Below are 1,751 nucleotides of genomic sequence, written 5' to 3'. Positions count from 1 at the left end.
AGTACACCTGATATGTAGGTCTCGTTTGTCAAGAGCGTGAGGAAGCGGTCCTCGGGCTGGGTTGCCTGGGACCGCTTCCTTTTTGTGCCCTGGGAAGAGGTGTTGGGTGTGGCCAGCGTGTCGTTGGCGACTGCGCGGTCAGACTGATATGCGCGGGTTGGTTACCGCAGGACGAAGTGTTCGGCTGGAGGTTACCGCTGGTCTAGCAATGACGGGCGTGGCCGTTGTTGGTTGCCCATAGGTGTATCGCGGATTTACTCCACGCGCTGCAAGGAACCACTTCCAACTGGGTTTCCCCGGGGGCTTTCTGTCTCTGATCAGTGCACGGACGCGATCGATCTTAGGGAGCGGGCTGCCGGAGGTGTGCTTGTGGCCAGGGACCAGCACCAGCCGGAGAGTTCGCGGGCGATGGCGACGTTGGCGATGACCGGGCGCTTGCGGCGTTCGAGGTAGCTGAGCCAGCGTTCGTGCAGGCGCCGGTTGCCGGCATGGCCGCGGGTTCGTGCTTCGGAGGTGGCTTCCTCCCACCTGGACCGCATGAGCCGGGACGGGTTGTTATAGGGCCTGCGGTGGTGCCATGCGGCCTCCACAAGCAGGCGGCGGGCGTGGCTGTTGCCTGTCTTCGTGATGGACCCCTGGGACCGGGATTGCCCGGAGGAATGCTCAGTCGGGACCAGGCCGAGGTAAGCGCCGATCGTGGAACCGGTAAACCGGTCCCAGTCGCCGATCTCCACGGCCAGTCCAAACGCGGTCAGCGTCGAGACGCCGCGCAGGCACTGCAGTGATCTGACCACCGGGGTGTACTCGCTCGCATACGCCATCGCTGTGATCGCTTGATCGAGGCGGTCCCGGCGGTCTGAGATCTCATGCATCGCTTCCAGGGAGGACTCGTAGGTCAGCTGCCGGACCGGGTTCTCGAATTGCTGGCGTGCCAGCCAGAGTTCATGAGTGCCAGTCCAGGCTTGCCCGCCGGAATAGACGATGCCTTGGCGCAACAGCAGTTTGGAAATCCGGTGCCGGGAACGCATCAGATCGCCACGGACGTCTTCCCGGGAACGGACCAGATCCCGTGCAGCTTCTTGGTCCGCCGATGGAATTCTTACCCCGGTGACCTCACCCAGCTTCAGGAGCCGGGCCAAATGCAGCGCGTCCTTTGCGTCAGTTTTTACCCGGTCCCCGGACGGGCGCTGGAGCTTCGATGGTGCCGCGACCACTGTGTCGATCCCGGAGGCCAGCAGGAACCGTGCCAGGCCAAAGCCCGTTGGTCCTGCCTCGTAAACGACTCTGACCGGCGACGGCAGGGAAAGAATCCAGGCGAGAATCTCACCACGATCCGGAGTCATGCGGTGCAAAATGACTTCGCCGGTCTGCGCGTCCAGGGCGCATGAAACAACAGTACGGGCATGGACATCCAAGCCGACGCTTGTACGCTCGAACATAGCTGGAACCTCCAAATTTCAAATGTGGCTCTACCTGTTCGCCAAGTGTGGCAGGCAACCCACGACTTGCTTTGAAAAGGAGGTTCCAGCCCCCCCCTGGGCCACATATTCCGGACCCTTCTGACAGGAGGGCCATCAGCGCCGGAACAAGATCCGGAGCGTCCACCAATCCGCATCGGCGACGGGAATCGCACAAAGCAGGACGCTCCGGAAACGGTCCGGCGACAATGGACCTCCAGAAGGGTCCAGAGGCTCCACAGGTGGTCCTCCCAAGCCGGCCACCTCCTGCTACATATCGTCTAGCCCACCCGC

The 1,751-nt window shown here is 62.5% G+C and carries 1 protein-coding gene; it reads right to left on the bottom strand.

Annotated features, from left to right (window positions below; translation table 11 throughout):
• Positions 1-317: 317 nt before the first annotated feature.
• Entirely contained in the window at positions 318-1,439 is a 1,122-nt protein-coding gene (locus J2T23_RS19830) for an IS110 family RNA-guided transposase (RefSeq protein ID WP_307362946.1), read from the bottom strand.
• Positions 1,440-1,751: the final 312 nt, after the last annotated feature.

It is taken from the genome of Pseudarthrobacter niigatensis, assembly GCF_030812615.1.
In the GTDB taxonomy this organism is placed as follows: Bacteria; Actinomycetota; Actinomycetes; order Actinomycetales; family Micrococcaceae; genus Arthrobacter; species Arthrobacter niigatensis.
The sequence above is the reverse complement of the archived record's forward strand: the minus strand, read 5'-3'. Positions and strand labels throughout refer to the sequence as shown.

Coding starts and splice junctions, on each gene's coding strand:
- J2T23_RS19830 (WP_307362946.1), bottom strand. CDS start 1,439: ATGTTCGAGCGTACAAGCGTCGGCTTGGATGTCCATGCCCGTACTGTT.